Consider the following 8764-nt stretch of genomic DNA (forward strand, 5'->3'; position numbering starts at 1 on the left):
TGGGCTTTTGTCCCTAAGTGGTGTAACACATCGCAGTGTCCGCATCGCTCGGACCAGCCTTCCTATGCCGCTGCACGGCATAGAAAACGGAACCCTAGATGCGCTATTTCACTCATAGTCGGACAATTACGATGGTTATCCGGTAGAAACTTATGGGCCATATTCCCAAGATTATATGAGTTGTTATATGAATAATCGGATTAAAACCTTTGTATATCTTACACGCTCTGTACACTCCTTACAAGCATAATTTCGTGAAAAATTTCAGCATTTAATGACAATTTTTCATGAGATACATATATTTTCTTTCAGAACCAGCGGTCTGACAATAATAAAGCAGTAGAATATCGCTGTTAATGCCTGAAAACCATACTAATTTATGGTTAAACTGGCCTTTTACCCTTGTTTGCCCTATCACCGCTTCTCTATTAAAAGTATAATTAGTAAAACTAGCGACATAAAGGCGGAATAGCATGAAAATAAAACAACAGATTTGGTTAGCGGCACTCGCTTCTATACTGCTGCTTGGCAGTATGATTACTATAGCTATTATCAATCTGGAAGGAGTTCCGCTCTACCTGTCTTTAGGGGCGGGTACAGCAGGTATTTTGCTTAGCTCTTTCTTCCTGGCTGGCATTCACCGCAGCTTAACCCGCGGTATCGGCAGAATCCTTACAATATCGCAGGATATTGCCCAAGGCACACTTGATTCCCCGGGAAAGGCCGCTGCCGGTAGTGATGAATTGGGACAGCTGGCACAGTCCTTTTATACCCTTGGAATTGATCTGCACCACAAGACGGAAGAAGAACGCGGCCTGCGGCTGAAGGCTGAAGAACAGGCCTGGATCAATACCGAGGTGTCGGAAATGGCCCTGATGCTTCAGGGCTCCGTGCATTTGCAGACGGCGGCGCGCATCTTCATCGGCAGGCTGGCGTCCGCTGTCGGCGGAAGCTACGGAGCTGTGTACCTGGTGCAGCATAACCAGCTGCAATTCACGGCCGGCTATGCTTTTGATGAAGCCTCCGTGAACCGTGAACCGTTCGGACTGGGCAGCGGACTGGTTGGTCAATGCGCAGTTGACGGGAAAATGATCGTGATGCACAATCTGCCGGAGAATTACGTCAGGGTTCACTCCGGACTAGGCGAAGCAGCCCCCTCTACACTGATTTTGCTGCCGGTACTTTATGAGACCGAGATAGTCGCCGTGGTTGAGCTGGCCCTGATGAAAGAACTGGCCGACAAGGAGCTGCAACTCATCGAGCGGACCGGCCAGAACATGGGGGTTCTGATCAACACACTGGCCGATGTTGCCCGTATTGAGGAACTGCTCAGCGAAACTCAACTGCAGAAGGATGAACTTGAGGCGCAGACCGAGGAGCTGCAGGCCCAGACCCAGGAGCTGGAGGCGCAGACAGATGAACTGCTGGCGCAAACCGAGGAGCTGCAGGCACAGACCGAGGAATTGGCTACCTCCAATAATAATCTGCAGCAGCAGATGGAGCTGACCGCACGGCAGAAAGAGGAGATCCAGGAGCAGGCCGACGAGCTATTGGCCCAGACGAATGAGCTCCAGGACCAAAAGGAAGAGCTGCAGGCACAGACCCAGGAGCTGCTGGCGCAAACCGAAGAATTAGCCGTCTCCAACAGTCATCTGCAGCAGCAGATGATGCTTACCGAACAGCAGAAAGCCGAGATCAAATCACAGGCGGAAGAGATCTTCATGGCCGCGCAATACAAGTCGGAGTTTCTCGCCAACGTCTCGCATGAACTGCGTACACCACTGAACAGCCTGCTGATCCTGTCACAGATTCTAGCTGAGAACAAGGAAGGCAATCTTGGTGTAAAACAGCTTGAATACGTGCATACCATCTTCTCGGCCGGCAAGGATCTGCTGCAGCTGATCGATGAGATTCTCGATCTGGCGAAGCTCGAGGTCGGCAAAATGACGCCTGTGCTGGAGCCCGTCGCGCTGCATGATGTCAGTACTCATCTGTTCCGACGGTTCGAGCAGCAGGCGAAGAAAAAGAATATCCGCTTTGACGTCCATTGTGACAGCAGACTGCCGGAGCATCTGATGACCGACGGCCACCGGCTCCAGCAGATCATTAACAATCTGCTGTCAAACGCTGTGAAGTTCACTCCCGAGCAGGGTTCTGTCTCACTGTCCATTCGTCCAAGCAGTGACGAAGTGATCTTCTCGGTCAGCGACACCGGGATCGGCATTGCTCCGTCCAAGCTGGACAGCATCTTCGAAGCTTTCCAGCAGGCCGACGGCACAACCAGCCGCAAGTACGGCGGCACGGGCCTGGGCCTCACCATCTGCCGTGAACTGGCTACCCTGCTCGGCGGAAGAATCGAGGTCGATTCCCTGGAAGGCAAGGGCAGCACCTTCTCACTGACCATCCCCGCTGCGCTGCCTGATGAAGATGCCCTTGCCCAGGTAGCCGCCTCCTTCGCAGCTGCGGCCACTATGGAGAACATTGACCAAGAACCTGCGGTCAAGGAACAATCTGCTTTCCGCGAATCCTTTGTACCGGACATTTCGATTTCCAATCCGAAGCTGCTGCAGTTCGCTGAAATGGACGATGACCGGAATAATCTCGTTAGCGGTGACACCCTGCTTCTGATTATCGAAGAAGATGCTGAATTCGCGGCGATCCTGCTGCAGCTGGCCCGCAGCAGAGGCTTCAAGGCGATTGTGGCCTTCCAGGGCGACCAGGGTCTCGCTTTGGCCCATGCCTACAAGCCGGATGCGATACTACTCGACCTGCATCTCCCCGTTCTTGACGGCTGGTCGATCATCAGCCGGCTGAAGAGCCGGCCGGAGCTGCGCCACATTCCGGTGCACGTCATCTCAACCACGGAAGAGAACCAGCAGAGCCTGGCGATGGGCGCCCTCTCCTTCTGGAAGAAGCCGAGCGATCAGGCCGAGCTGGAGGCTTCCTTCCTGCAGATTGAGACGTATATCCGGCGTCCGGTCAAAAGCCTGCTGATCGTAGAGGACAACCAGCTGCTGCGCGGCAGCCTTGTGGAGTTCATCGCTCATCCCGATGTGCGCATCGTCGCTGTCGGTACCGGGCGGGAAGCCATGGAGCAGCTGAGCAGTCACCATTTTGACTGCATGGTGCTGGATCTGGGCCTATCCGACATCAGCGGCTTTGATCTGCTCGAGCAGGTCAAGACCAACCGCAAGCTGCAAACCCTGCCGGTCATTATCTATACCGGAAAAGATCTCAGCAAATCCGACGAACAGCGGCTGAAGCATTACGCCGAGAGCATCGTGATCAAGAATGTGCGGTCGATGGAGCGGCTCTTCGATGAAACTGCGCTGTACCTGCACCGCAAGCATGCTGACCTGCCGCCCGACAAACAGCTGCTGATCGAGAAGCTGCATAATCCGGAGGCCGCCTTTGCCGGGAAAAGCATTCTGCTCGTGGATGATGATATGCGTAATATCTTTGCGCTCTCGAGTGTGCTTGAAGGCTATAATATGGATATCAGCTTTGCCCAGAACGGCCGGGAAGCGCTTGAGCATCTGGAACAGCATCCGGAAACCCAGCTTGTATTCATGGATATTATGATGCCGGAAATGGACGGGTACGAGACGATGAAGCATATACGCCTAAGGCCCGAGTATGACCAGATGGTAATTATAGCCCTGACCGCGCGTGCCTTGGAGGAGGACCGGATCAAATGCCTGCAGGCCGGTGCCTCCGACTACATCTCCAAGCCGATTAACACCACACAGCTGGTTACTGTGCTCAAGGTATGGTTAATTCAGTAACTGCCGGAGCTCAGCAACAGAACTACAGATTAATTTTGACTCGGTGGGAGGAACTATGGAATATCCTGTTAATATTTTACTCGTAGACGACCGGCCGGATGAATTTCTCTCCATTCAGGCCCTGCTCGCTGACACACCCTATCAGCTGGTTGGTGCAACCTCCGGGATGGATGCCCTGAAATGCCTGCTGGAGCAGGAATTTGCGCTGATCATTATGGACGTGCTGATGCCGGACATGGATGGCTTCGAAACGGCCAAACGGATAAAAATGCGCAAGAAATCGCGGGATATCCCGATTATTTTTCTAACCGCACTTACCTCCGAGCTGGAGAACCATATGATGGCCTATTCAGCCGGAGCTATTGATTTTCTGACGAAGCCCTTCCATCCCCTTGTCCTGAAAAGCAAGATCGATGGCTTCGTCCGCCTGTACCAGACCCGCAAGGAGCTGCAGATTAAATCGCAGGAGCTGGAATCGGCTAATATCGTGCTCACGGAACTGAAGGAGACGGCTGAGCTTGCCCTAAGGATCAAAAGCGGCTTTCTCGCCATGATGAGCCATGAAATCCGTACCCCGCTCAACGGCATTATCGCCATGTCGGATGTGCTGAGAACCTCGCAGCTGACGCCGGATGATCTGGAGATGGCTGAGATCATTCATACCAGCGGTCATGCGCTGCTGTCTGTCATCAACCATATTCTCGATTTCACGAAGATTGAATCCGGCAAAATGGAGCTGGACTACGAGCTGTTCAACTTCCGCTCCTGCCTCAAGGAAACGATCGACCTATTCAGAGCGCTGGCTATGGAACGCGGTCTGCAGCTGGAAATGTTCATTGACCCGAATATTCCCGACCTACTGGTCGGTGACCCCAACCGGCTTAGACAGGTACTCAACAATCTGATCGGTAACGCAATTAAATTTACCTCCAGCGGAAGTGTGAAGGTCCATGCGGGCCTCAGACAAGTGCTGGATGGCGTGCTGCAGCTGGAATTCGTCATTGAGGACACAGGCATCGGGATCCCCGCTGACAAAATGAAATATCTGTTCCAGCCCTTCACCCAGATCGGCGCGACCATTGACCGCAAGTTCAAAGGGACGGGCCTTGGCCTCTCCATCTGCAAAATGCTGGTGGAGCTGATGGGCGGTACCATCTACGCCCGGCCAGATATGGAGCAGGGCGCCGCGTTTGTCTTCACGATTCAGGTCACCGAAGGCAGCCCGGATTAAGATCCGCTCTCCAAAAAACATAAAAACCGCAAGTCTCCGGGATATGGAGCGCTTGCGGTTTTTGTATGTGTACCGGCTTCTGCCGGCAGGAGAGACGACCGGAGCCTATTCGCCGGTCATTCCCGCCGGAGCAGGGTGCGCAGCAATGTACTCCAGAGCGTTATAGACCATTTCCGCAGCTTCCGCACGGGTAATATCAGCGGCCGGATGGAACTTGCCGCTGCTGTCTAGAGCGGCGATGCCCAGCACCAGCGCCAGCTGAACGGAACCATCAGAGCCGCCTGTAAACTCCGTGCTGTCGGCGATATCTACCGGCATAATTTTGATCATCGGGAGATTGCTATGCTTTTGGATAGCCAGCATCAGCTGATGGGTGAACTCCTCACGCGTCCAGCTCTTGCCGGGGTCAAGGTTGGACGGCAGGCCGATGTCGTTATTGGCCGCGATGATCAGTGCCTCTGCATACCAGGCATCATTGCTGGCATTGGGGAAGTAGTCGGTCGCAAGCGGCGCTTTGAAGAACCGCAGCAGGTCAATGTTCAGATCCAAAGCATTGACGAACATCTGAATCCCCTGCGCTGCAGTCACCGGAGCATCCGGAAGGAATTTAGTATCGCTGACGCCATGAATGACGCCCTGCTCCTGCAGCGAGATGATTTTATCTTTAACTGGTGTAGCGCTAATGTCATCGAAGGATACAGCGGCCGCAAAGCTTTGTCCGGCAAAAGCCAGAGTCAGCACGGATGCTGCTGTCAGAGCCAGCCGTTTAAAGGCAGTAGTCTTCATGATAGGTCACCTCATAGTAGTTTAGTTTGCAGAAGCTCTGCTTCTTTCTTCCAGACGGGCGGGATGCAGAAAGGTTGCAGCGGCTCTCCGCTGGACCGCATAACGCAACAAAACGGCTCCCTGCGTCTGTCCGCAAGGAGCCGTTTTTTTCGGGAGATCATTATAATTTATGGCGTTGTCTGGGCCTCAAGCTTCTTATGGTTCAGCACATTATCCTCCAGCACGGCGAACTTGTCGCCGTATTCTCTGATAATATGCTGCTCTCCCCAGGCGCATAAGGAATCCAGAATGGAGCGCAGTGATTTTCCATAATCACTTAGCTCATATTCTACTTTGGGCGGTACCTGATTATAACTCATCCGGTTGACAATGCCGTCCTGCTCCAGCTCCCGGAGCTGCTGGGTAAGCATTTTCTGTGTAATGTTGGGCATATGGCGCTTCAAATCACTGGTCCGCATCTTGCCATGCGTCAGATGGCAGAGGATCACGCACTTCCACTTGCCGCCGATAACCTCCAGCGTCGCTTCAACAGATATATTATATTTTTTGGACATAGAATCCTCCTGAAAGTGATGTTATGGGTACTTTTTAGTACCTATATTACTTCAAAGTACGTACTATCCATTATTGCATGCATAATTCATAATAGCACTCACCGGCCGGTGATTACCATACTGTAGGAGTGAAAAACATGTCCTTAGAACAAAGAAGAAGCACCCTCGCGCTGCTGGCTCTGGCAGTCAGCGCTTTTGCTATCGGAACAACCGAGTTTATCAGTGTAGGCCTGCTGCCGCTCATTGCTGATGACCTGCATATATCCGTAACTGCGGCTGGTCTGACCGTCACATTGTATGCCCTGGGCGTCACCTTCGGCGCCCCCGTGCTGACTTCGCTGACTACAGCGGTATCCCGCAAAACGCTGCTGCTGTCACTGATGGTGCTGTTCATTCTCGGCAATAGCCTGGCAGCCGCTGCTGGCGAGTTTACCCTGCTGCTGATTGCCCGGGTGATCTCCGCCCTGTCGCACGGCCTGTTCATGTCAATCGCCTCGACGATTGCTGCCGATCTTGTTCCTGAGAACCGCAGGGCCAGCGCGATCTCTATTATGTTCACCGGCCTGACGGTCGCCACCGTCACGGGTGTACCGCTCGGTACGTTTCTCGGCCAGCAGCTGGGCTGGCGGGCCACCTTTGTCGCCATTGTAGTCACCGGCGTTGTCGCGCTGGCTGCCAATCTTATTCTCATTCCTTCAGGATTGCGCAAAGGGACCCGCACACCGATTAGCGAGCAGGTGAAGCTCGTGACGAACGGCCGTCTGCTGCTTGCTTTTGCCATCACCGCTTTGGGGTACGGCGGAACCTTTGTCGTCTTCACCTACCTGTCTCCGCTGCTCCATGAGATCAGCGGCTTCAAGGAACAGACTGTCGCGGTTATTCTGCTCGTCTACGGCGTTGCCATTGCCATCGGCAACATGATCGGCGGCAGGGCAGCCAACCATAAGCCGATGAACGCCTTGTTCTATATGTTTGCCCTGCAGGCGGTTGTTCTGCTGGTCCTAACCTTTACGGCCCCGTTCAAAGCCGCAGCCTTGATTACGATCTTCTTCATGGGGCTGCTCGCCTTTATGAATGTGCCCGGGCTTCAGGCTTATGTGGTAATCCTGGCGGACCGGTATGCGCCCAGTGCCAGAGATATCGCCTCTGCTGTTAATATCGCTGCCTTTAATGCAGGCATTGCCATCGGCGCTTATCTCGGAGGACTGGTTACGGATCACATGGGTCTGATTCATACCGCCTGGGCCGGAGCGGTTATGGTGCTCGGGGCAGTGTTTCTTACTGCCTGGAGCCGTGCGCTGGAGCGGAAGGATGAACGGACACTGGAGCATAAGGCCGCTTAATCAATCAAATATTCAATCCAGCTTAATTCAGAGCACTAATTATATTTCGGAGGTTATTGATAATGACACAGCATACAGCACAGCATCTGCAAGATTGGACAGCACTACAGAACGGAGTGAATATGCCGTGGTTCGGCCTTGGGGTATTCCAGGTTGCCGACGGAGCCGAACTGGTAAAGGCGGTGAAGTCCGCCATTGCCCACGGCTACCGCAGCATCGATACTGCGGCAATCTACCAGAATGAACGGGGAGTAGGGCAAGCATTGGCGGAGGCATTAGCCGAGAACAAGCTCTCCCGGGAAGATCTCTTTATCACCTCAAAGGTGTGGAATGCCGACCTCGGCTATGAAGCGACAATTGCCGCCTATGAAGCCAGCCTGGAGAAGCTGGGCCTGGACTATCTTGATCTATACCTCATTCATTGGCCGGTGGAGGGCAAGTACAAGGAAGCTTGGAGAGCGCTCGAAACGCTCTATAAAGCAGGCCGCATCAAAGCGATTGGAGTCAGTAATTTTCAGATTCATCATCTGGAGGATCTGCTGAAGGATGCCGAAATCCGGCCGATGGTCAACCAAGTCGAGCTGCATCCCTACCTGTCTCAGCAGGCACTGCGAACCTTCTGTAGGGAGCAGGGCATTCAGATCGAAGCCTGGTCGCCGCTGATGCAGGGCGGGCTGCTGGATCAGCCTGACCTGCAGGAGATTGCTGCCGGATACGGCAAATCGGTTGCCCAGGTCATCCTGCGCTGGGATTTGCAGCATGGCATAGTGACGATTCCGAAGTCGACCAGGGAACAGCGGATTACCGAAAATGCCGCCATCTTTGATTTTGTCCTGAGCGCTGAGGATATGGCACGGATTGACGGGCTGAACCGCGATCAGCGGGTCGGTCCGGACCCCGACAATTTTAATTTCTGACGCGCAGAAAGCCCCTCTTTCTCTCAGTGGTCAAGCCCCTGTTTTATAGACACTGAAAAAAGACCCTAGGCTATAAGCTGCTTCCGGTACTCTACCGGAGGCAGCTTATTTAGTCTTCGTTGCGGTCGATGTTCGTTATAAAATTGAA

At 53.5% G+C, this 8764-nt stretch carries 6 protein-coding genes and 1 riboswitch; of the genes, 4 read left to right on the plus strand and 2 right to left on the minus strand.

Annotation, left to right across the window (positions count from 1 at the left end):
* Positions 1 to 95: 95 nt before the first annotated feature.
* Positions 96 to 199, minus strand: a riboswitch (purine riboswitch).
* A gap of 274 nt (positions 200 to 473) precedes the next feature.
* Both L6H70_RS17395 and L6H70_RS17400 read left to right on the plus strand, forming a co-directional pair.
* Complete coding sequence (locus L6H70_RS17395; RefSeq protein WP_236335164.1) at positions 474 to 3785, plus strand: response regulator; 3312 nt, start codon at positions 474 to 476, stop codon at positions 3783 to 3785.
* A 55-nt stretch (positions 3786 to 3840) separates the two neighbouring features.
* A complete protein-coding gene (locus L6H70_RS17400; protein WP_236335165.1) occupies positions 3841 to 5016 on the plus strand; it encodes an ATP-binding protein in 1176 nt (391 codons plus the stop codon).
* 105 nt (positions 5017 to 5121) lie between these two features.
* On the opposite strand, the gene L6H70_RS17405 is transcribed toward L6H70_RS17400, so the two are convergent.
* Both L6H70_RS17405 and L6H70_RS17410 read right to left on the minus strand, forming a co-directional pair.
* Positions 5122 to 5802, minus strand: coding sequence for an S-layer homology domain-containing protein (locus tag L6H70_RS17405; protein WP_236335166.1), 681 nt, complete (start codon positions 5800 to 5802; stop codon positions 5122 to 5124).
* Positions 5803 to 5969: 167 nt separating this feature from the next.
* Positions 5970 to 6356, minus strand: a complete 387-nt coding sequence (locus L6H70_RS17410) for a winged helix-turn-helix transcriptional regulator (RefSeq protein ID WP_236335167.1) — start codon at positions 6354 to 6356, stop codon at positions 5970 to 5972.
* A 137-nt stretch (positions 6357 to 6493) separates the two neighbouring features.
* On the opposite strand from L6H70_RS17410, the gene L6H70_RS17415 reads away from it, so the two are divergent.
* Positions 6494 to 7699 (plus strand): MFS transporter, encoded by a 1206-nt coding sequence (locus L6H70_RS17415; protein WP_236335168.1) that lies wholly within the window; start codon positions 6494 to 6496, stop codon positions 7697 to 7699.
* 62 nt (positions 7700 to 7761) lie between these two features.
* Positions 7762 to 8616: an aldo/keto reductase gene (locus L6H70_RS17420; protein WP_236335169.1), complete on the plus strand. Its 855-nt coding sequence runs from the start codon at positions 7762 to 7764 to the stop codon at positions 8614 to 8616.
* The last annotated feature ends 148 nt before the right edge of the window (positions 8617 to 8764 follow it).

Source organism: Paenibacillus auburnensis, from assembly GCF_927798115.1.
Lineage (GTDB): Bacteria > Bacillota > Bacilli > Paenibacillales > Paenibacillaceae > Paenibacillus_AQ > Paenibacillus_AQ auburnensis.